At 62.8% G+C, this 21,546-nt stretch carries 21 protein-coding genes; 13 read left to right on the plus strand and 8 right to left on the minus strand.

Translation table 11 applies throughout. The annotated features are described in order from the left end of the window. Positions 1-222: 222 nt before the first annotated feature. The 4 genes from FO013_RS19810 to FO013_RS19825 are packed head-to-tail and all read left to right on the plus strand — an operon-like array spanning position 223 to position 5,018. Positions 223-1,194, plus strand: a complete 972-nt coding sequence (locus FO013_RS19810; RefSeq protein WP_143924285.1) for a glycosyltransferase family 2 protein — start codon at positions 223-225, stop codon at positions 1,192-1,194. Next, positions 1,194-2,612 (plus strand): polysialyltransferase family glycosyltransferase, encoded by a 1,419-nt coding sequence (locus FO013_RS19815; RefSeq protein ID WP_143924286.1) that lies wholly within the window; start codon positions 1,194-1,196, stop codon positions 2,610-2,612. The genes FO013_RS19810 and FO013_RS19815 overlap by 1 nt, the downstream gene beginning before the upstream one ends. Further along, the gene (locus FO013_RS19820; protein ID WP_260848291.1) at positions 2,609-3,766 is read left to right on the plus strand and encodes a hypothetical protein; all 1,158 of its coding nucleotides are present in this window, start codon (positions 2,609-2,611) and stop codon (positions 3,764-3,766) included. The genes FO013_RS19815 and FO013_RS19820 overlap by 4 nt, the downstream gene beginning before the upstream one ends. Continuing rightward, positions 3,753-5,018, plus strand: a complete 1,266-nt coding sequence (locus FO013_RS19825) for a DUF6716 putative glycosyltransferase (RefSeq protein ID WP_260848292.1) — start codon at positions 3,753-3,755, stop codon at positions 5,016-5,018. The genes FO013_RS19820 and FO013_RS19825 overlap by 14 nt, the downstream gene beginning before the upstream one ends. Positions 5,019-5,145: 127 nt before the next feature. Here FO013_RS19825 and FO013_RS19830 read toward each other — a convergent pair whose 3' ends face one another. After that, positions 5,146-5,925 (minus strand): TetR/AcrR family transcriptional regulator, encoded by a 780-nt coding sequence (locus FO013_RS19830; RefSeq protein ID WP_143924287.1) that lies wholly within the window; start codon positions 5,923-5,925, stop codon positions 5,146-5,148. A 77-nt stretch (positions 5,926-6,002) separates the two neighbouring features. Between FO013_RS19830 and FO013_RS19835 the strand changes: the two genes are divergently transcribed. Together FO013_RS19835 and FO013_RS19840 are read left to right on the plus strand one after the other, a co-directional pair. After that, positions 6,003-6,983: an ATP-binding cassette domain-containing protein gene (locus FO013_RS19835; RefSeq protein WP_143924288.1), complete on the plus strand. Its 981-nt coding sequence runs from the start codon at positions 6,003-6,005 to the stop codon at positions 6,981-6,983. Next, positions 6,980-7,762, plus strand: a complete 783-nt coding sequence (locus tag FO013_RS19840) for an ABC transporter permease (RefSeq protein ID WP_143924289.1) — start codon at positions 6,980-6,982, stop codon at positions 7,760-7,762. The genes FO013_RS19835 and FO013_RS19840 overlap by 4 nt, the downstream gene beginning before the upstream one ends. Before the next feature lie 113 nt (positions 7,763-7,875). Here FO013_RS19840 and FO013_RS19845 read toward each other — a convergent pair whose 3' ends face one another. The 4 genes from FO013_RS19845 to FO013_RS19860 form a co-directional block, all read right to left on the minus strand. Further along, a complete protein-coding gene (locus FO013_RS19845) occupies positions 7,876-8,238 on the minus strand; it encodes an iron chaperone (RefSeq protein ID WP_143924290.1) in 363 nt (120 codons plus the stop codon). A gap of 68 nt (positions 8,239-8,306) precedes the next feature. Then, positions 8,307-8,819 (minus strand): GtrA family protein, encoded by a 513-nt coding sequence (locus tag FO013_RS19850; protein WP_143924291.1) that lies wholly within the window; start codon positions 8,817-8,819, stop codon positions 8,307-8,309. A gap of 70 nt (positions 8,820-8,889) precedes the next feature. Then, positions 8,890-10,437, minus strand: a complete 1,548-nt coding sequence (locus FO013_RS19855) for a hypothetical protein (RefSeq protein WP_143924292.1) — start codon at positions 10,435-10,437, stop codon at positions 8,890-8,892. Then, positions 10,434-11,450 (minus strand): glycosyltransferase, encoded by a 1,017-nt coding sequence (locus FO013_RS19860; RefSeq protein WP_143924293.1) that lies wholly within the window; start codon positions 11,448-11,450, stop codon positions 10,434-10,436. Before FO013_RS19860 ends, FO013_RS19855 begins: the two co-directional genes overlap by 4 nt. Before the next feature lie 375 nt (positions 11,451-11,825). Between FO013_RS19860 and FO013_RS19865 the strand changes: the two genes are divergently transcribed. The 3 genes from FO013_RS19865 to FO013_RS19875 are packed head-to-tail and all read left to right on the plus strand — an operon-like array spanning position 11,826 to position 14,388. Continuing rightward, positions 11,826-12,821, plus strand: a complete 996-nt coding sequence (locus FO013_RS19865; protein WP_143924294.1) for a methionine ABC transporter ATP-binding protein — start codon at positions 11,826-11,828, stop codon at positions 12,819-12,821. After that, positions 12,821-13,495 carry a methionine ABC transporter permease gene (locus FO013_RS19870; RefSeq protein ID WP_143924295.1) on the plus strand — a complete coding sequence of 225 codons (675 nt, stop codon included), beginning with the start codon at positions 12,821-12,823 and terminating at the stop codon, positions 13,493-13,495. Before FO013_RS19865 ends, FO013_RS19870 begins: the two co-directional genes overlap by 1 nt. A 56-nt stretch (positions 13,496-13,551) precedes the next feature. Continuing rightward, positions 13,552-14,388, plus strand: coding sequence for a MetQ/NlpA family ABC transporter substrate-binding protein (locus tag FO013_RS19875; RefSeq protein ID WP_143924296.1), 837 nt, complete (start codon positions 13,552-13,554; stop codon positions 14,386-14,388). A gap of 246 nt (positions 14,389-14,634) precedes the next feature. Here FO013_RS19875 and FO013_RS19880 read toward each other — a convergent pair whose 3' ends face one another. Then, a complete protein-coding gene (locus FO013_RS19880) occupies positions 14,635-15,534 on the minus strand; it encodes a serine hydrolase (RefSeq protein ID WP_143924297.1) in 900 nt (299 codons plus the stop codon). After that, the gene (locus tag FO013_RS19885) at positions 15,531-16,472 is read right to left on the minus strand and encodes a LysR family transcriptional regulator (protein ID WP_143924298.1); all 942 of its coding nucleotides are present in this window, start codon (positions 16,470-16,472) and stop codon (positions 15,531-15,533) included. The genes FO013_RS19880 and FO013_RS19885 overlap by 4 nt, the downstream gene beginning before the upstream one ends. A gap of 131 nt (positions 16,473-16,603) precedes the next feature. Here FO013_RS19885 and bla point away from each other — a divergent pair, with 131 nt between their 5' ends. From bla to FO013_RS19905, 4 genes are all read left to right on the plus strand, one after another. After that, positions 16,604-17,518 (plus strand): class A beta-lactamase, encoded by a 915-nt coding sequence (gene bla / locus FO013_RS19890; protein WP_143924299.1) that lies wholly within the window; start codon positions 16,604-16,606, stop codon positions 17,516-17,518. An 84-nt stretch (positions 17,519-17,602) separates the two neighbouring features. Continuing rightward, positions 17,603-18,070, plus strand: coding sequence for an SRPBCC family protein (locus FO013_RS19895; protein ID WP_143924300.1), 468 nt, complete (start codon positions 17,603-17,605; stop codon positions 18,068-18,070). A 101-nt stretch (positions 18,071-18,171) separates the two neighbouring features. Next, positions 18,172-18,945: an NAD(P)-binding domain-containing protein gene (locus FO013_RS19900; RefSeq protein WP_143924301.1), complete on the plus strand. Its 774-nt coding sequence runs from the start codon at positions 18,172-18,174 to the stop codon at positions 18,943-18,945. A 99-nt stretch (positions 18,946-19,044) separates the two neighbouring features. After that, on the plus strand, positions 19,045-19,608 hold the full coding sequence (locus FO013_RS19905) for an antibiotic biosynthesis monooxygenase (protein WP_143924302.1): 564 nt from the start codon (positions 19,045-19,047) through the stop codon (positions 19,606-19,608). A 100-nt stretch (positions 19,609-19,708) separates the two neighbouring features. On the opposite strand, the gene FO013_RS19910 is transcribed toward FO013_RS19905, so the two are convergent. Next, complete coding sequence (locus FO013_RS19910; RefSeq protein WP_143924303.1) at positions 19,709-21,502, minus strand: formate--tetrahydrofolate ligase; 1,794 nt, start codon at positions 21,500-21,502, stop codon at positions 19,709-19,711. Positions 21,503-21,546 lie beyond the last annotated feature (44 nt).

Below are 21,546 nucleotides of genomic sequence, written 5' to 3' on the forward strand. Positions count from 1 at the left end.
TCAGGCTATGAGTGGTCGACAACGTGACCGTGGGCGGCAAGCGAACGCCGGGTGAATTCGCGCTGTCTGAACCGTCAACCTCGGCGCAACCCACCGTTCGCTTAGGAATTCTACGATCAATCGAATGCGAACCACACAGCCCGTCCGCACAGGAGAACACGTGCATGCACCAGCGCACGCGACGAGCTCCATGACAGAAGAGCACCACCGCGAAAGGACCCAATGACAGTCCCAGTCGTCAGTGTCATCATCGCTGCGAAGAACGCCGAGGAAACGATCGGCGGGAGCCTGAAGAGCCTGGTCAACCAGCGCTTCACCCGTGACGAACTGGAAGTCATCGTCGTCAACGACGGGTCCACAGATGACACCGCGGGAGTCATTGCCGAATTCGCCGACCTCCTCAACCTGGTGACCATCCACAACACGGAGTCACGCGGCGTCTCCACAGCACGCAACAGCGCGCTGGAAGCTGCCACAGGTGAGACGATCACCTACCTCGACGGCGACGACTGGTACGCCCCGGGCCATCTGCGCTCCCTGACAGATTCGATCACAGGTCTGGGCGTGGACTTCGTCAAGACCAACTACCTCATCGTCAACGGGTTCAAACGCAAACTGCGCACAGCCCCCTGCCTCACCCACAACACGGCACTCAATCCCAGGGACTTCATCCTCCCCCACGATGCCTCGACGATGGTCGACTTCCCCGAGTGCTGGACCGGCATCTACTCCCGGTCGATGGCGCAGCGGGGCCTGCTCGAGTTCAACCCGGCACTGCGGACCTGCGAGGATCGCCCCTGGACCTGGCGCCACCACCTCGAGACCGACAGCTTCGCCGTCGTCGACACCGCCGGACTGTGCTATCGCAAAGGCAGCGCCACCTCGTTGACGGCGATCTTCGACGAACGTCAGCTCGACTTCATCCCCGCCTTCCGCTCCGTGTTCGCGATGCTCGAGGAGAAGCCGGAGTTCCGTCGCTTCGAACGCAAGGCCGTCCGCAACTTCCTCTCCATCCTCTACTTCCAGATCCATAACCGCGGCTCCTCGATGAGTCACGAGGTCAGGTCGAAGCTCAACGTGGGTGCGGTGAACACCTTGCAGGGCGTCGACAACGACATCATCGACCAGGCCCTGCACAACTACGGGGAGCACCGACTGCCCGTGATCGAGTCGATCGTCAGGAGGGCCCGCTGATGACCCAGATCATCCAGATCTCCACCCAGTACCAACTCGCGAACATCGTTGCCCTGATCCGCGCCGGACGCCTCGGTGAAGCGAAGGAGCGACGGATCCTCGTCATCGCCAACAACTCCTTCGCCCCCGAGCTGACCCCGGCCGCCGATGACATGCCCGGCTCGGCCGGCCTGCTGACCCACTTCGATCTCATCATCGACTGGAACGCCACCATCTGGCCCAACCATCCGAAGGCCTTCGGCATCTCCGGCGAACGTGCCCCGCTCATGCAGCGCTCGCTGCGCTCGGGATGGGCGATCGCCGATGACGAGCCCATCGATCTCATCGTCGAGTCCCTGCCCGGTCATCCGGCCGGTGTGCTCACCCAGATCTTCACCACGGCGAGGATCTCGGTGCACTCCGATGGGCTGATGAGCTACGGCCCGATCCGCAATCCGCTGTCCCTGCCGCAGTACCAGCGGCTGTCGACGATCTACTACACGGATCTTCTGCCGGGCATCACCCCACGTCAGCTTGCCGAGCACTCCCCCGATCGTGTGGTCCTGCCGGCTGCGGATCTGAAATCGGTCATCGAGGACATGGCCGCCGAGGTGGCTCCGGACCTGGCGGCGGCGGATCTCGCCGATCCGATCCCCGACGCTGCCATGGTCCTCGGCCAGTACCTCGCTCAGATCGACCTCATCACCGCCGAGGAGGAGCTGGATCTGCACCTGCAGATGATCGATGAGGTCAAGGCTCGCGGACTCTCCACTGTCATCTTCAAACCCCACCCCACCTCGGCGCGGACGACGATCGAACCATTGCGCCAGCGCAGCCACGAACTGGGACTGGAATTCGTCCTCGCCGATGTCTCCCTGCTGGCCGAGATCGTCATCGCCACCACCCGACCGCAGCTCGTCGTGTCCTGCTATTCGACGGGACTCGCGACCGCTCGTGCCCTGTTCGGGACCGCCACGGCCGCGATCGGCACCTCGATGATGCTGGAGGTCCTGGCTCCGTACCAGAACAGCAACCGGATCCCTCTGACGATCGTCGATGCCCTGCACTCGGGCGGATATGCCCTGAAGGACCTGGGCCCGCTCATCGACGCCGTCACCTACTGCATGCAGTCCGAGACCGCTTCCTACCTGCGGGACAACGCGATCGAGTTCCTCGAATCGGCCGTCGGCGGTGAGGACATGAAGTACTTCAAACGCAAGCGCCTGTCGAAGCTGGACCTGCCCGGACAACTGGAGATTCCAGCGCATCGCAAGGGGCTCAGCTCGGCCAAGCGGCGTCTGCGCACGCAGGCGAAGCGCGCTCAGCACACCCTGAAGACCTACGGGATCTCCATCGACGCCCCGAAGCTCGTCCCGAAGGTGAAGTCGACGCTGAACTCGAAGCTGAGTATGAAACTCAGATCGGAGCCGGACCGATGATGTCCAAGAAGGGTTCGGCGAAGAAGGACTCTAAGAAGAAGCCGAGCAAGAAGCAGTCGGATAAGCAGAAGTCAGCTGAGAAGAAGTCAGACCCGAAGGAAGACGAGGTCACCATGACTATCACGCAGGATGCGCAAGCGCCCGCACAGAGAACGAAGAAGGCGAAGGAGATTCTGTTCGCTTCGATCGCCTTCGTCGAGTCTCCCCTGCAGTTCCTCTCCGCACTCGAGGCCCACGACCCCGCCGAGGACCTGCTGATTCGGGCCCGCGCCAATGCGAAGGGCATGACCTCGTTCCTCGACGCCTTCGACTCCGCATGGCTGCCGGAGAACATCACCCTCGAACGTGTCGGAGCCAAGCCCGGAATCCTGCGCAGACAGAATTTCGACCGCATCTACATCGGCGACGCGTGCTCAGGGCAGGTCCACAAGGCCCTTGCGCTTGCCTACCTGGAGCGTCGCATGCCTGAAGTCGTCATCCTCGATGACGGTCTGGCCACCTATTCGACCATCGAAATCCTCACCGCCAGACGTGGACCCCTTGTGCGTCCGAGGCAGAAGCTCAAGGCCTCCCGCGCGATCATGTCCGCACATGTCGCGGACCGTCTGCGCGGGCTGGCACCGGTAGGCAAACTGCGCTGGCACACCGCACTGCCGGTCTCGAAGGCCATGCGCAAGGCCTTCCTCAAAACTGGTGCGGAGATCACCCGCCACAAGTTCGAGCACCTGCAGACCCTGCCCACCGGCGGCAGCCACCCGCGGGACAACCCTGTCATCGGCTCGGCCCTGGTCGCCGACGGGCTGATCCACGCAGATTCCTACCGTGCCTGGCTCGAGGAACTGATGGCCAATGGTCCGATCACCTATTACCCGCACCGCCGCGAGACCGACGAGTTCCTCGCCGAGCTCAGCCGTGACGAGCGAGTACGCATCAAACACGTCGGTCTGCCGATCGAACTGCGCCTGGTCAACCTGCCGCCGAACTCCACCATCCGCAGCCTGCCCAGCACCGCAGCGATCTCCCTGGCAACGCTGAACCCGGACGTGACGATCTCCGTCACCGAGATTCCGGCAGAATGGTGGACCGGTGCCTCAGCCGATAGTCTGCGTAAGTCCCTCAACGCCCAATCGGTCAAGGCAGATGTCGATACCTGAACCACCATCGCGCTCAGACGCACCAATCCGAATCGTCTCCATCTCCGACAGCGAGTCCTACCTCAAATGGGCAACTCAGCTGCTGAGTTGCCTGCCCGGCGTCGAGGCCCACGTCTATCTCATCGACAGCCCGATCCTGCCCACCCCAGAGCAGATCACCCATGCCATCGCCGGCACCGCCTGGGCCGGTCGCACGATCCCCGTCGTGACACGCACCGACCTGGCCCGCATCATCGCCGACCATCACGCCGACATCGTGCTCGGGGCTGCCACCGGACCGATCGTCGCCCAGCTCTTCCTCACCGCGCATATGCACGAGCACCGCCCGGCACTGATCTCGGGCCTGCCCGGCATGGGGCTTCCAGCCAGCACCAAGGGCATGAACTATCGCCGTCTGATGGATGGGTTCATCACCCATTCCTTCGCCGAGGTGGCCCAATACACCGAGGTCAGCGCGCTCACTCAGGTGCCGTGCGAGATCTACCTGGCCCGCCTGCCGATGCTGCGCTCACCCGAAGTGCCTCAGCGTGCCGCCGCAGCTGCTTCCCCCGTCATTGCTGATGGTTCTGTGCCACTCAAGCGCACCGAAGTCCCCCAGACACTGGTGTTCGCTCCGCAGGCCAAGGTGCCCGAGTCGCTGGAAGATCGCGAGGCGATCATTCGCGCCCTCGCCGAATTCGCCTCCCGTCACACAGACTCGAGCGCGGTCATCAAGATGCGCTCGAGGCCCGGTGAACACGAAACTCATCACGAACAGCACTCCTACGTCGACATCCTCAACTCCCTGCGTGCACAGGGTGTGCCTGGCGCAGAGCGCATCGGGCTCGGCTATGGTCCTCTCGATGAGTTCCTCGTGCCAGGTGCCGCCCTGGTCACCGTGTCATCGACGGCCGCGCTGGAGTCCTTCGACCGGGGCGTTCCCACCCTGCTGATCTCCGACTTCGGCTACGACAGAGATCTGCTCAACGAAGCCTTTGCCGATTCCGGTGCCACCGGCACCCTCGCCGAGGTTGCGGCCGGGTCCATCGGATTTCCCACCTCGGCGTGGTTGGCTCAGAACTACTTCCATTCCGATGACGGGAGACTCCGTCACCATCTGGAGCTGCTGGCCACGCGTGCCCGGGCATGTCAGCTGCCGAACCGGCGCAGCGCCGTATGGAAGCAGAAGCGTCTGCTCATCCGCGCCGAGCTGCGCACCTTGGCCCCCACCTCAGTCGTCCGCGCCTACCGGAAACTGCGTACGCTGCGCTGACAGGGCCACCTGGCGCGGGGCCACCTGGCCACTGCGCGTCGATACGACGGTGGAGCCCCCACAGCACTGTGCACGCACCGGAGTCTCGAAGCTCCGCCGTTGCGTCGATGGCACCAGCGCGGCAGGTTCAGGCACGTTTCTGCAACTGAGTCTCCACACCGAGGATGATGGTCTCGAGCCCGTATTCGTAGATCGCTCTGTGGCTGGTCACCGCTTGGTACTTCTCCCCCACAGCTGACCCCACCCTGCTCGATATGGGAAATGAGCCTGCGGGCATCACCTGTTCCAGCAGTGGAGCATTGGCGCTCCACCACTCGAGGTCGCTCACACCCGAACCGGCCATGAGCCTCTGCGCATTGATGCTGCCGGCCGCGCTGGCCGAGGCAAGCGATTCGATGAGCGAGACCGTGTGGTCCATGGCGATGTCGTCGAGTCCGGTGCCCTCGAAGGCCTCGAGCGCCCATTCATAGCGGGCCGAGATCCCGGGTCCGATCCACGGCCGGTGTGACTGTGTATCGACCAACCACGGATGCCGGTGATACTCGTCCCAGAGGATCCCCGAGAAGGTGCGCACCCGGTCCGCCAGCGACCCCGAATGCTCAGGCTGCGGACTGAGCCCGATGACCTTGTCGACCATGAGCCCGATCAGACCGGATCTGTGCGGCACGTAGCTGTACAGGGTCATGACCGAGACTCCGACCGCCTCGGCGACCTTGCGCATCGAGAGCGCCTCAAGTCCTTCCGCGTCGGCGAGGACGATCGCGGCATCGATGACCTGATCAACGCTGAGCTTCCGCCGCGGACCGCGCCGGCCTTGCTCCACGTCGAGATGCTCACGCCACAGCAGGCGCAGGACCACGTCGGCACTCTCCGGATCGAACCGTTGCGAGTCGGCTTCGGAATTCATTCTTGCAGTCTACTCCGTGCGGTGTACAATGTTTCAACCAGAACAATTCCGTACAGTGTTACTAGTTAGGAATCGGAATGCGCCAAACAGGCGAACGACACCTGGGAAGTCCGGCAGTGCGAGCCTCGGGGCTGATAAAGACCTACGGCAAGATGCGTGCTCTCGACGAACTCTCGATTGAGTTTCCAGCAGGACGGATCCATGGCCTGCTCGGACCAAATGGAGCTGGGAAGTCGACACTGATCAACATCCTGAGCACGCTCGTCGACGTCTCCGAAGGCAGCGCAGAGGTCGTCGGCTTCGACGTCAGCGCCCAGGCGACCGAGGTACGCCGGCGCATCGGACTGATCGGCCAGAGCGCAGCCCTCGATGAAGTCCTCGGCGGCCGCCAGAATCTTGTGATGTTCGGCCAGCTGTTCGGACTCTCTCGCCGTGACGCCAGATCGAGGGCCGATGAGCTGCTTGAGAAGTTCTCCCTCACCGAGGCGGCGGACCGTGCTGTGAGCACCTATTCGGGAGGAATGCGTCGACGCCTCGACATCGCCGTGGGAATGGTCCTTGACCCCGAGATCCTCTTCCTCGACGAACCGACCACCGGTCTCGATCCGCGCGGGCGCACAGATGTGTGGAACTCGGTGCGCGAGATCGCCAGCCGCGGCACGACCGTACTGCTGACCACCCAGTATTTGGAGGAGGCAGATGTTCTGGCAGATCGGATCTCGATCATGAAGTCGGGCAGGATCATCGCCGAGGGCACCCCGAGCGAACTCAAACAGCAGCGCGGAGGTGACCGAATCGAGATCACCGGAGGCGACGCGGCCAAGGCCCGGGCCATCCGCGATGCACTGCGCACCGGAGCAGCAGACGACGAGGCTGGCGAGATTGATCTGAACGAGGAGACCGGTGTCGTCACCTACCCTGCGACACGCGGCTCGCGTGATCTCAGCACGGTCATCCGCCGCCTCGACAATGCAGGAGTCATCGCAGACGACATCATCCTGCGCCGACCTACTTTGGACGAGGTCTTCCTCGCCCTGACCGAGAAGGAGCATGCATGAGCATTGTCAGAGAAGGCCTCATACTCACCCGCAGAGACCTCGCCCATTGGGTGCGTCAACCGTGGTCACCGATCTTCGGCCTGCTGTTCACCATCATGTTGCTGCTCATGTTCGCATTCATCTTCGGCGGATCCATCCAGTTGCCCGGTGGTGGCGACTACATTCAGTTCCTGCTGCCGGGCATGATGACGCTGGCGATGATGTTCGGACTCGAATCCACCATGACGACGATGGCGGCTGATGCGAAGAAGGGGATCACCAACCGCTTCCGGTCGATGCCCATCAGTGACGCATCTGTCTCGCTGGGACGAGTCGGCGCAGACATGGTCAGTTCGATGGTCGAGATTGCGATTCTCATCATCGGCGGTCTGCTGCTGGGGTGGCGGGCGACGAACTCGCCGCTGGCGGCACTGGTCGCAGTGGCACTGCTCCTGTGGCTGCGCTTCGCCGTTCTGTGGGTCGGCATCTTCCTCGGGCTCACTGCGGGGCGGAATGAGGGAGCGACCGTGCTTGTGCAGGTTCTCGTCTGGCCGGTCGGGTTCCTCTCGAACGTCTTCGTCGCCCCGGAGTTCATGCCCGCGTGGCTTGGAGCGCTGTCGACATGGAATCCGATCTCGGCCACCTCGACCGCTGTTCGCGAGCTGTTCGGCAATCCCTCCGGAATGACCGGCGGGTGGCTGGCCGACTACGGGATCGTGGCAGCCATCGCTTGGCCGTTGGTGATCACTGCCGTGTTCATGCCGCTGTCCGCTCGGGCCTACCGGCGGCTGAGGAAATGATCGTCAACGAACCACCAGCGTTCAGCTTGTCGCGTCGCGACGATCTCCACCGAGATGGTGAATTTCATGGGACGGCCTCCGGGTCCCGCAGTCGTCGGCCCTCCAGGACTTGATCACCGCCGGTCCTCATCAATCTGGCGCTTATGGAAGATAACGAGATCCTCGATCAGGTCGGTCGGCAGCGGCTTTGTCAGTGTGAACTGAATCGCGTGGACAGTGGTCTTGTAGTCCTCCAGTCGGTCCTTGAATTCTTCGATCGCCCACGATGAGGGGAACAGGCTCATGTGCTTCTTCGAAGCAGTGAAGTACACCAATGCACGATCTTTGTACTTCAGGGTCGGCATGCGGTAGCTCATCGATTCTTCGACACTCGGCACGAGCTCGGTCACGAGCGCACGAATTCGCTCGAGCTCCGCTCGGAACGCCGGATCAACACCATCAAGATACTCGTCGACGGTCATCGCCTTTTCACTCATCACAGATTCCCTCTGGTCGTTGTCAGCCCCGCAAGCAACGATGCGTCAGTGAAGTCAGCACTGCAACCCTACTGACGATCATCGGGAACGGTGCTCGGTTCGTCCATCTCCACGACCACCTCGGCGGCCGGCGTTGCTTCCTTGAATACCCAGGTCCGGTAGGCGTAGAAGCGGAAGATCATGGCCAGGCCGACGCCGATGATGTTGGTCGAAATGTTGTAGGTCAGCTGATCACGCATGTCGAGCAGGTACCAGGTCACGCCCAGCGGGATGACGGTGATGATCATTCCGGCCATGTTGACGGCGACGAAGAGCAAGACGCCGCGCAGATTCGAACCGGTCGTCCGGTCCCCGTAGGTCCAGAGTCTGTTGCCCATCCATACGACGGCCATCGAGATGATGGTGGAGACGATCTTGGCCTTGATCGGGCTGCCCTCGAGTAACGGGGGGATCGATCCCAGGCCGTAGGCGAGGACGTTGGAGAGTCCCACGTCGACGATGTATCCCAAACCACCGACAGTGAGAAACTTGAACGCTTCCGCCGCGAGGCGCCGCACACGGGCGGACAAAGACTCTTTCATTACAGTCACCGAGTCTAATCGGCCAGGTTTCGGACTCGCTGAATGTCCTTGATCGCGGCGTGCCCGACGATCACGGGGCCTTCCCCTGATCCGAAGCATCTGTGGCTGCAGGTGACTGCCGGGCTGCCGGTGCTCGCTGGGCTGCCGAACCTCGCCGAGTCCGCCACATCGCCAGGACGAACAGCAGTGCGGTGGTCACGGCGAGCGCCGGCCAGAACGTGTACCGGAAATGGTTCGACGGGACGATCGGAAAGTATCCGAACACATAGAACAGCGCCGAGGTGGACAGCATCGTGATCTCGGGCCAGAAGGTCCGTACCCCGGCAGCCTTCACCGACGTCGCATGCCGGGCTCGAGCGCGGTAAGCGAAGACCAGGAGGAGACCTGCAAGAAGGGTCCAGAACCAGGGTTTGAACAGCATCGGGAACGTGTCGAGTGCGAAGTCCTCGACATAGGGCCTCACGATGTAGTCGGCCTTGACGTCCCCCTGCTTGAGACCAACCTTAGCCGCGTCGAAGTGCCACTCGGCGGGCCAATACTCGAGGGCCGAAGAGAAGAAGTAGAAGGAGAAGACGGCGAATCGGTACTCGACATAACGGAGTGGGTGGGTGATGACCTCGCTCAACCACAGGTCCTTCAGCTCATCCTGGTGGGCGATCGGTTCGAAATCTTTCCCTGTTGCGCCCTTGCCGTAACAGTTCCAGTAGGCGTCCCAGATCTCGCCCTTCTCCAGACATTTGTCTCGGGCTGTGCTGATCTTGTCCTTGAGCTCGGCTGGCGCGTCCGAGGCTTGGAGATCGCCGTCGGGCACGGAGAACATGACGTCGTCGAGGAAGATCTGCGAGATCTGACCGGTGGCCGCCACGTCCTCCTGCGATTCGATGGCCGCATCCGTGGCCTTGAGTCCCGCGCCCAGGACGATGAGGACCAGCACAGAGGCCACAGCCGTGGCCACGCCTCGCCGTGCGGCGAACCGGGCACCGGCCCCTCCTGCGAACGTGGCGAAGCGTCGACTGCTGCGCAGCCGCTTGACCAACAGATAGCCGAAATAGACGGCGATCGGGACGATGGCGAAGACGGCGTTCTTCCGCAGTCCGAACGCATACACGAGCAGCACCAGAGCCGGAATCCAGAGCAGCCACGTCTTCGGGATGAACCGAGTGATGATGAGGATAACCACGGCCAGCAGCATGGCCACAGCCATCTGCGTGTCCTTCCACATCGTCGTCATCTGCGACACCACCCACGGGGTGGCCATGATCGCCGGCCCGACCAGCGACACCCACCGAGGTGCTCCCCACCGGTGCACGATCACGCCGAGGGCCCAGCAGGCGAGCGCAAGGATGACGACCTGCAGGACGAACAGGCTTCCGGCTGCACCGGTGATGCTGATGAGCGCTCGCCACACGGCGCTCATCACCGGTGGGTGCCAGTCGGAGAAAGGGATATCGCCCGTGGCTTGTGCATACTGGTTGCCGATATCGACATTGGCACGCCCCGGGAGGAAGAGCTTGATGAAGACCAGGGAGGGCACGAGTATCAGCAGCGCGAGGAAGACATCCCAGGCAAGCGCCGAGGCGAAGAAGCCTCGCAGCTTCGGTGGTTTCGGTGCCGTCATGAGGCGAGCGAAGTCCTCGTTGCTGGCGACTGACGAACAGTTTGACGCGGCAGGTCAAGCTCCGAGGTGCTGGCTTCAGGCACACTGACCGCCGGTAACCCCAGGTAGGCCAACCGCGAAGTCTCACGCCTGGCACGGCGCAGACCGTCCAAGGTCAGTCCCACACTGCCGAGCAGGAAGGCCAGTCCCATGAGGGCAGCGGCGAGGATGGCCGTCGGGAACCTGGGCACCAGTCCGGTCTGCCAGAACTCCCAGACCACGGGCAACCCGAACAGCAGTGACAATGCGGCCAAGATCGTGGTGATGACACCGTAGAACAGCCTCGGCCGTTCGTGTCTGACCAGGGCGGAGATGAGGCCGAGGATGCGGAACCCGTCCTTGAACGTCGAGAGTTTGGACTCGCTGCCATCGGGACGGTCACGGAAGTCGATGGGCACCTCGGTGCTGGGCAGACGCAGCGACATCATGTGCACGGTCAGCTCCGTCTCGATCTCGAAGCGCTTGCTGATTGCGGGGAACGACTTCACGAACCTGCGGGAGAACACCCGGTAGCCGGAGAGCATGTCGGTGACCTGGGATTGGAATAGCCACCCGGTGAGCCGATTGAACATCATGTTCCCGGCTTCATGCCCGGGCCGGTAGGAGGTGGACTCCTGATTGTCCTGGCGCACCCCGAGCACATGGTCATACGGCCCGGAGACCAGGGTCTCGATCATCTCGGGAAGGTGGGAGGCCTCGTAGGTGTCATCGCCGTCGATCATCACGTAGATGTCGGCCTCGATATCGGCGAAGGCACGCCTGACGACGTTGCCCTTGCCCGGGGAATTCTCCTTGCGAACGATCGCGCCCGCCTCGGTGGCTCTCTGCGAGGTCAGGTCGGTGGAGCAGTTGTCGTAGACGTAGACGGTGATCCCGGGGACAGCCTTCTTCAGGTCGTTGACCACCGTCGCAACCGTGATCTCCTCATTGTGGCAGGGGACGATCGCAGCGATCCTGGTGGTGTCCTCGAGCATGCGGTATTCCCATCGTCGTCCTCGCCAGACCACCGTGCCGAGACAGCAAGCGGCCATGAGCCTTAGCTACTCAGGGATACGGGCGCGAAGTGACGGTGAGGTTACGAGAACGCGAACTGCGCCGCTGCTTTCCCCCAGCTTCCGCCAACGTTCACACTCCCGTCACTTCCCCACCGAGGTTGACCATCGATCCCGCGAAGGTGGGGCGAATGCACCCAAACCGCGTGTCCTTGGTCACGAACGCCCGGTTGTGCGTCTTTTTATGACGCCACTGCCCGAGGCAGAGCGGACTCCTTGACATGCTGAATCATCGGCACTACTGAACCGTAGGTTCATGTCGCCATTCCCCCATCCCACCCACAAGAGGAGACGCCTGTGATCGAGCTGCGCAGTCTGCGGAAGGTGTTCGGAGACACCGTCGCTCTGGAGGAGATCGATCTGTCGGTCCCCGCCGGAGAGATCCATGGCATCGTCGGCCGCTCCGGTGCCGGCAAATCCACGCTCATCCGGTGTCTGACCGGACTCGAACGCCCGAGCTCCGGCACTGTCTCCATCGACGAGGTGGACATCACCGACCAGTCCGGTTCGGGACTGCGCGAGGCTCGCCGCAGCATCGGCATGGTCTTCCAGCACGTGAACCTCCTCGATTCGCGCACCGCCCTGCACAATGTGGCCCATCCACTCCAGATCGCCGGCGTCTCCAAGTCCGAACGTCTGGCCAAGGCCCGTGAGCTGCTCGAGATCGTGGGCCTCGGCGACCGTGCCGACAACTACCCCGCCCAGCTCTCCGGCGGACAGAAGCAGCGAGTGGGCATTGCCCGGGCGCTGGCTGCCGAACCCAAGGTTCTGCTGTGCGATGAGCCCACCTCGGCGCTGGATGCCACCACCACGGACCAGATCCTGGGGCTCATCCGCTCCCTGCGCGATCGCCTGGGCATCACCGTCCTCATCATCACCCACGAGATGTCCGTCATCCGCGAGATCTGCGACTCGGTGACTCTGCTGGCCGATGGTCGTGTGGCTAAGACCGGCAAACTCGCCGAGGTGATCTCCGAACCCGGCTCAACCCTGGCCAAGGATCTCGTCCCCCTTCCGCCCATCGGCCTAGATGACAAGGGTGCGGCTGAGGGTTCCGAGTCCGGGGCTGCCCGACTCGTCGAGGTCTCCCTGGCCGGCACCAGCCTGCCGGATGTCCTCACCCGCGCCCAGTCCGTGGGAGTCAGTGCCGATGCGATCCTCGCCGGTGCCGTCGAGACCATCGAGGGCAGACAGGTCGGGCGGATCCGCTTCACGGTCGGCTCGGCCGCTGCGTCGAAGGAGCTCATCACGGCCTTGGAAGCAGACGGAATCTATGCGGAGGAGGCAGCCTGATGAACGATCCGACTTGGTTCGACAACCCGGCGATCACGCAGCAGATGCTGCCGGCGACCATCGAGACCCTGCTCATGACCCTGTGGTCGACCGGGCTGGCCGTCCTCATCGGACTGCCGCTGGGGATCTGGCTGTTCACCAGCTCAAAAGGCGGGCTCAAAGCACGTCCCGTGCTCTACCGAGCACTGTCGATCATCGTCGACATCACGCGCTCAATACCCTTCATCATCCTCATCATCGCCCTCATTCCCTTCGCCCGCTTCGTCGTGGGCTCAGCCCTGGGCTGGCAGGCGACCGTGGTGTCGCTGACCATCGGTGCGATCCCCTTCTATGCTCGCCTGGTCGAGAACTCCCTGCGTGAGGTCTCGGAAGGCAAGGTCGAGGCGGCGCTGATGATGGGGGCGTCGAACGGGCAGGTGGTCCGGCAGGTCTACGTCCCCGAGGCGAAGCCCGGCCTGATCGGAGCGGCAACTGTCACCTCGGTGACCCTGGTGTCCTACACGGCCATGGCTGGTGCCGTGGGCGGAGGCGGACTCGGCGCGCTGGCGATCTCCTACGGCTATCAGCGCTACCAGGCGGACACGATGATCGCCTGCATCATCGTCCTCGTCGTCATCGTCACACTCATCCAGTTCATCGGCGACCGCATCGCCCGCGCCGTCGACCACCGCTGAGGCTGCACCACCTGAAATCTCGTCACTTCGACGAACCACATCACTCAAGGAGAACCATGAAGACCAAGCTCATCGCCATCGCCGCGAGTGCGACCCTGCTGCTATCGGGTTGCGGCCTCGTCGGCGGCGGATCCGACTCCGTCGGCGAGAAGGACGGCGACATCACCAAGCTCACCGTCGGTGCCACCCCGGTGCCGCAGGGCGACATCCTGAACTTCGTCGACGAGAACCTCGCCGAGGCTGCCGGCCTCGACATCGAGGTCACCGAATACACAGACTACACACTGCCGAACAAGGCTCTGTCCGACGGTGACATCGACGCCAACTACTTCCAGCACAAGCCCTACCTCGACTCCGAGGTCGAAGGCCAGGGCTACGAGCTCACCGCGTTCGCCCCGATCAACCTCGAACCATTCGCCCTCTTCTCCAACGACATCAAAGACGTCAAGGACCTGCCCAAGGGTGCGAAGATCGGCATCAACAACGATCCTGCCAACCAGGGTCGTGCACTGAAGATGCTCGAAGAGGCCAAGGTCATCACGCTCAAGGACGGTGTCGACGCGGTCGATGCGAAGCTCTCTGATGTCGAGGGCAACCCGAAGAAGGTCGAGTTCGTCGAGGCCGACGCCGCTCAGCTGGCGCGCACCCTCGAAGACGTCGATGCCTCGGTCATCAACGGCAACAACGCCCTCGAAGCGGGACTCAGCCCTGCCAAGGACGGAATCCTGCTCGAAAAGGCCGAAGACAACCCCTACGGCAACTTCCTCGCCTCCCGTACCGAGAACAAGGACGACGAGAACATCAAGAAGCTCGACGAACTCCTCCACTCCCCCGAGGTGAAGAAGTTCATCGAGAAGAAGTGGTCCGACGGATCGGTTCTTCCCAGCTTCTGAACCCAGAACATTCATCTGCGATCAGAGCAGTCGCCTCATCTGCGAACAGAGCAGTCGCTGGAATCAACGGTTGGCGCCTTCTCTTCGAAATCTTGACGATCTTCGAAGAGAAGGCGCCAACCGTTGAGTACATTTCCGAACGGATCGGATCTGAGGATCGGATCTGAATTGAGCGAATACAACCGGGACAGGTGATTCGATCAGTGTTGGCATGCTGGGCGCGGCCTCGCACGAGGCAGAATGACCTCATTTGATCGCATCGTGCAGTGCCCGAGCGGCCGCGCCGAGAGCCGCCTCCGCAGCCGGCTGCACAGCAGCTGGGTTTCTCGACTCACTGAGGACGACGACAGCGATCGTCTGCCCATCGGCGTGCTCGACAACTCCGATCTCGTGCCGAAGGTGCAGCAGAGTCCCAGTCTTCGATGACCACCGAGCCGCATCGGACATGAGATCAGGCGCCAAGCGGTGCCGCACGACGTTGCCTGCCATAAGCTCACGCAAGCGGGTGGCAACCGCGGGACTGATGCGATCCGGACGCCACAGCTGAGCAAGAAGTTCTGTCAACACAGAGGCAGTGGCAACATTCGCCTGCGCAGAGTCGAGTTGCCAGATCCTATGGCCGGCTCCTGGTGAGAGACCCGCGTGCGCAAGCTCGAAGGCCAAGTGAGCCTCTGGTGACGGAAGGCTCTCCAGCGGTGTCCTCACGAGAGCATCGAGATGGTGTCTGACCTGGATCTCGCCGAAACCCAGGTCCGCGAGTTCGCGTTGGACCAGCTCGATCGGCACGAGCTGAAGCAGGGCATCGGTGGCCGTGTTGTCGCTGAAGCACACCGAGAGCATGAGCAGGTCATCAACGGCAATCCGCGCGGGATGGCGAAAGCGACTCGTGCCCGTCGAACTCGCCGGCTTGAATTGACCAGGTTCAACGAGCACCTGACGATCGGCCTCCAGCTTTCCACTGGCGATGCGGCTGAGTACTGCGAGGGCAATCGGAACTTTCACAACGGAAGCCAGCGGCAGGGAAACGTCAGATCCTACTGAGATCTCAGCCTGCGAGTCGAGGTCCCTGACCATGATCCGAGCCCGCAATCCGGCCGCTTCGAGCTGATCACCGACCTCCCTGACGAGGCGAGCTGCGGTCGTCATCTGGCCTCCCCTGCCGCCGTATCTCCTGACGTCGACTCGGCCTCGGACATACGATTCGAGGTACCGCCCAGGCAGTCTGCGATCTCCTCACCGAAGTCCCCGAGTGCCGAAGCGTCTTCTGCGGAGGTGGCCGAGAGCACATATCCTCGCTCCACGACAGGGTCGACCAGCGGGGACCACGAGAGACCGAGCTGCCTGGCTTCATCGATGCTGCAGATCAGCAGATCACCGGCGGCGAGGACTCCGGCGACGGCTGCGGGATCAGAGGGCCCGACGACCACCTGGTAGGGAAGCAGACCGGCTTCTTCGGATGCTCTGCGGATACGACCTCGCACGTGCGGAACATCATCCTCGTTGAGCAGTCTCAGCCGCTGACCGGCCAGCCTCGCTCCGCTTCCCGGAATCGGCGCGCGGGATCGTCGCAGATCGGCAACGCGCACACCAGGCAAGGTCTCGGAACGGTGGGCGCATCCCAGTGGGACTGTCCATCTCCCCTCAGCTGCGGGAACGGATCGAAGCGCTGCTCGGACTCGTCGAGCAGAGAGGTCCTCGACTCTTCGTCCGGGCGTGCCTGGATGGAAATCGATGCGCAGTCCCCGAGCATTCGCCGAGGCAGCCAGTACAGCGAGATTTCTGGTCGAGCACGAGTCGGGCACCGCCAGCGACACCGGCCGCAGCTTTGCCCGGTCGGCATCGAGCATCATCTCGTCGGCCAGCTCGACCAGCCGAGCGGCAGAGGACAGCATGTCCCGCCCGAAGGGTGTGAGACTCACCCCTCGACCGGTCCGCTCGAAAAGACGAGCTCCGAACTGTCTCTCAAGCCCGGCGATGCGACGACTGGCCACCGGCTGTGGGACACCATTGGCCGCGGCTCCGAGTGTCATGCTGCCGAGTTCGCTGACCGCAGTGAATGTGCGGCAGGCTTCAACCAGGTCCATCACCTCATGATATGTGTTTTTGATATGAATATGGAAGAACTGATCTTCGACAGCATGAGCAGAGTGCAGAAGAGTGGTTTCCATCCAGCCCGACAGGGCTGAAGAGACTGACGAGAGATTGGATCAACCCGATGAATGTACGACCGTGGAGACTGCTGACTGCAACGACACTGACCTGCGCGCTGGTCGCAGGCTGCTCACCTGCTGATGCAAAATCGGAACCGGGTACCCAGACACCGAATTCGGACCGAAGCAGCCAAGAAAAGGTCAGCAGCGAACTCGAGTCCCTTGAAGAGGATTTCGAAGCACGAATCGGAGTGAGCGCCGTAGACACGGGAGACGGGACCAGCGTCGACTACAGGTCCGATGAACGTTTCGGCTTCGCCTCAACTCTCAAGGTGTTCGCAGTCGCCGAGCTGTTGGCTCGCACCACGTCCGCTGACCTTGACGAACAGGTGACATGGACCCAGGCAGACGTCGACGAGGCCGGTTGGACCCCGGTGACGGAAAAGCACGTCGACACGGGACTCCCACTGAGGGACGTCGCCGAGAGCGCGCTGCGTGTCAGTGACAATGCAGCCATGAACATCGTGCTCGACGAGATCGGTGGGCCTCAGGGACTCGACGCAGCACTCGAAGACGCCGGCGGTCCGACCACCGAGGTCATCGACGAGGAGCCGGAGCTCAACGACGTCGACCCCGACAGCTCCGATAACACCACGACCCCCAAGGCCTACACCGCTGATCTGCAGGGGCTGCTGGACTCCGATCGCCTGCCCGAAGACGACCGTGAGGTACTCCTCGAATGGATGTCGGACAATGAGACCGGCGATCCCCTCATCCGCGCCGGCGCGCCGGAGGGATGGACGGTGAAAGACAAGTCCGGCCACTCGGATGGAATCCAGAACGACATCGCCGTCGTCTACCCTCCCAACGAGGATCCGATCATCATCACCGTGCTCACACAGAGCGAGGACCCCGACTCCGAGGATGGCCCGGCCCTTGTCGCGGCAACAGCTGAGGCCGTCTTCGACTCCTTCGCCTGAGGGCAGCCTCAGCGTGGCGCACTGGGCACAGCGATGACACGGTGCGAATCGGCGCGGACCTGAGAAATCGGTAGAGTTGCCAGCATGACTGAATCTCTCACATTCGCCGATTCCATCCTCGTTGCGGCCGACCCGGCAACCGTCTACGCAACCGTTTCAGACGTGACTCGAACCGGCGAATGGTCACCGATATGCAGGGAGTGCTGGTGGGACGAGGGCGACGGCCCTCGGATCGGAGCCTGGTTCACCGGACGCAACGTCACCTCGGACCGCGAGTGGCAGACCCGCAGCCAGGTCATCGTCGCCGATGAGGGACGTGCGTTCGGGTGGAGCGTGGGACCGGGCCGGGTTCACTGGACATACAGTATGCAGGAAGCAGAAGGCGGCACACTGCTCACCGAATCGTGGGAGTTCCTTCCGGAGGGCCAAGCCTTCTTCGGCGAGAAGTACCAGGACCAAGCCGCCGAGCAGATCGCCGAACGAACCTCAGCTGCGCGGTCAGGAATCCCCGAGACTCTCAAAGCAATCAAGAAGGTCATCGAAGCCCGCTAGAGCTTCATCGGCTCTGGACGCGGCCGAACATGAATGCTATTGAATGGACGAGGCGGGATCTCCACGCCGATCTTCTCAACGGCGTTTCCAGGAGGCAGTTCATGAGTACAAGCATCGGGATCATCGGAGTCGGCGAGATCTCCTCGGCGATAGTGCAAGGTGCGTGCTCAAGCGATGACCACCCGGATTTCTTCCTCTCCCCTCGGAATGCCCAACGTTCGGCACAACTTGCCAGCGATTTCGACCGGGTCGAGGTGTGCACGAGCAATCAGGACGTCGTCGATCGCAGCGAACACATCATCCTGGCCGTGCTGCCTGAGCAGACTGAGGCTGTGCTCTCCGAGCTCAGCATTCCGGCCGACCGCACCATCGTGAGCGCAATCGCCGGGATCTCAACCGATATCCTCGCCTCGCTTCTCCCGAAGTGTCCGAACATCGTGCGCGTCATCCCGCTGCCGCCCGTGCGCGAACGCCGCGGTGTCACCCCGGTCTACCCTGGCCACTCGGAAGTCGAGAAGTTCTTCGATACTCTCGGCGGCACCGTTGTGGCAGCGACCGAAGAACTTTTCAGCACCTTGTCGGCCACAACAGCCACGATGTCGTCCTACTATGCCTTTCTTCAGGGCGTTGCCGACTGGCTCGTCGAACAAGGATGGGAGAGGGCAGCGGCCGAACGCATCGTACGCGGCCAATTCGCCGGTTTGGGCAATACCCTCGCGACTACCGAGACCCCCTTCGCTGATCTGGTCAAGGGCCATGAAACCCCTGGCGGCCTCAACGAAATGCTCCACCGGGAGTGGATGGACGCGAACAACCACGCCGCACTCTCCCGATCACTTGATCGGATCTTCGCACGCGTGAGCGGAGACGACTGACCAGAGATCTGCCGACGCGGTGATGCATGCGCGATTCGATAAGAGTGTGGTTCGGCAAGGATGGGAGCCTGCAGGGCAGACTTCGCTAAAATCTCCCCTATGTCCCAACACTCTCCGATCACTGTGTCGATCACGCGCACCGTTCTGCCCGAACATCATCGTCGGTTCAACGCCTGGGTGCAGGCCGGGCAGGAGCTGGTGCGTGAACGGCGCGGCTATCTGGGATCCGGGTGGATAAGGGCCGCGGCGAACTCGGACGAGTGGCACGTGCTGTACCGGTTCTCCGACGAGAAGTCGCTGCGGGCCTGGGATGAATCCGAGGATCGCCGCTGGTGGATCGACAGCGCGGCCGAACTCGTCGAGACCACGCGAGTCGAGCATCGCACGGGCATCGAGGGATGGTTCGAACCGCAGGGCGAGGAGACTCTCACGATCCCTGAGACAGTCGTTCCCCCTCGGTGGAAGCAGGCAGTGAGCATCTTCCTGCCATTCTTTCCTCTGAGTCTGCTCTCGACGTTACTCCTCATGCCTCACCTCGAGAGTTGGCCGACGGTCCTGGCCGTGCTGCTCAACATCTGCATCCTCACGCCGTTGATGACCTACATATTCCTACCGGTGAGCACCCGGCTGCTGCGCCCCTGGCTGCAGAAACCTCGCCGCTGACTGCCAACCCGCCCCGAGAACCGCACAAAGTGCCGACTATCGGGTGCGTGCGTGCGGTTCTCGGAGCAGAGCCCGTTTCTCGACGTCCCGGGCAGATGACTCAGAACAGTCCGGTGATGTTCCCGTCTTCGGTGACGTCGATCTTCAGAGCCGAAGGTTCCTTGGGCAGGCCGGGCATGGTCATGATGTCTCCGGCGATGACGACGACGAAGCCGGCACCGGCCGAGAGGCGCACGTCCTTGACCTCGATGATGTGATCCTTCGGCGCCCCACGCAGGGTGGCATCGGTGCTCAGGGAGTACTGGGTCTTGGCGATGCAGATCGGGGCGTCGCCATAGCCTTCGTCCGTGAATTGGCCCAGCTTGCGCTTGACCTGCGTCGGCAGCTCAACGTCAGCGGCACCGTAGATCCGCTGGGCGATCGTCCGGATCTTCTCCTCCAGTGGCCGGTCGAGCTCATAGCTGTACTGTGCCCGAGGCAATTCTGCCGCCGACTCACCCGGAGGTGGGGCCTGCGCGTCGCCCGAGGCTGTTCCCGCCACGAACACCGAGCCATCGTCGACTGCCGGCCCTGCATTTCCGGCACCACCGGCGGCTTCGACGACCGCCTCGGCGAGGCCCAGCGCACCCTTGCCGCCATCGGCCCAGTGGGTCGATTCGACGGCCGAGATCCCCTTGGACCGCAGGTGCGCGATCGCGTCCGCCATCTCCTCGTCCGTGTCGGTGGGGAACCGATTGAAGCACACGACCGGGGTGATTCCGTAGATGTTGAGGAGATTGCCGCAGTGGTGCTCCAGGTTGCTCATGCCGTCGATGACGGCGTGACTGTTCGGCGTCTGCACGTCTTTGACCTCGATGCCTCCGTGGTACTTCAGCGCCCGCAGGGTGGCGACGACGACCACGGCCGAGGGCCAGATACCAGCGGCGCGGCATTTGATGTCGAGGAATTTCTCTGCACCCAGGTCGGCACCGAAGCCGGCCTCGGTCACCGTCCAATCGCCTAAGGTCAGCGCGGCCTTCGTCGCCAGCAGGCTGTTGCAGCCGTGGGCGATGTTGGCGAACGGGCCCCCGTGGATGAATGCCGGCGAATGCTCGAGGCTCTGGACGAGGTTGGGCGCCAGCGCGTTGCGCAGCAGAGCAGTCATCGCGCCGGCAGCACCGACGTCGGCGACCGTGATCGGGGTTCGTGAGCGGCTGTGAGCGAGGACGATCCGTCCCAGGCGTTCCTTGAGGTCGGTCAATGAGGTGGAGAGGCAGAAGACCGCCATGACCTCGCTGGCGACGACGATGTCGAAGGCGTCTTCGCGGGGCACTCCCCCGTTGATGCCGCCGAGACCCACAACGACGCCACGCAGTTCTCGATCGTTGAGATCGACGACGCGACGGATGTGGACGCGTCTGACGTCGACGTCGAGTTCGTTGCCGTGATGGATGTGGTTGTCGAGCATGGTCACGGCGAGATTGTTCGCAGCTGCGATCGCCGCGAAGTCCCCGGTGAAGTGGAGGTTGATGTCCTCCATCGGCACCACCTGGGCGTATCCACCGCCGGCTGCTCCACCTTTCATGCCGAAGACCGGACCCATGCTGGGCTCGCGCAGAGCCAAGACTGCCTTGCCGACCTCAGGCTTCGACCGGGCGAGTTCGTTGAGACCGTCGGCAAGACCGATGCTCGTCGTGGTCTTTCCCTCACCGGCAGGAGTCGGACTCATAGCCGTCACGAGGATGAGTTTCCCATCCGTGGCGGCCTCGGCGGCGGCGTCAAGAACATCGATGGGGACCTTGGCCTTGGTCCATCCGTAGGGAATGATGTCTTCTGGCTGCAGACCCAGTCCAGCGGCGACGTCGATGATGGGATCGAGCTCGGCACTGAGCGCAATTTCTAGATCAATGGTCATAGTGCCATCATGCCGCTTCTGCGGTGTTTTGTGACCACCCTCGA

It is taken from the genome of Brevibacterium aurantiacum (assembly GCF_007558825.1).
GTDB lineage: Bacteria > Actinomycetota > Actinomycetes > Actinomycetales > Brevibacteriaceae > Brevibacterium > Brevibacterium aurantiacum_A.